General features: G+C 44.8%; 1 protein-coding gene. It reads left to right on the forward strand.

From position 1 onward, the window contains the following. Nucleotides 1-386, forward strand: a 386-nt coding sequence (locus tag P364_RS0134720; protein ID WP_029881546.1) for an HAD-IC family P-type ATPase, incomplete at both ends; no start/stop codon positions are given.

The raw sequence follows: 386 nt of genomic DNA on the forward strand, positions 1-386 counted from the left end.
CAACATCCACTAGCATCAGCGATTGTACGAAAAGCTGAACAAATGGGGGCGGATCTCTCCCTTTCAGTTGATCACTTTCAATCAATCACAGGGAAGGGTGTCAAAGCCTCGGTCGGACAACAGCAATATTATATTGGTAGCCCTAAACTGTTTGATGAACTGGAAGCTGAGGTATCCATTTCAATACGTGAACAAATTACCATGTTTCAGACACAAGGGAAGACGGTAATGGTGCTGGGGACGCAACATGAAGTCATTGCCTTAATTGCGGTTGCCGATGCCGTACGTACTTCGAGTAAGGCTGTTATTAATGAATTACATTCTATAGGCGTAAAAAAGACGATCATGCTCACTGGTGACAACCAGGCGACAGCTAACGCAATTGG

Source organism: Paenibacillus sp. MAEPY2 (assembly GCF_000499205.1).
Lineage (GTDB): Bacteria > Bacillota > Bacilli > Paenibacillales > Paenibacillaceae > Paenibacillus > Paenibacillus vandeheii.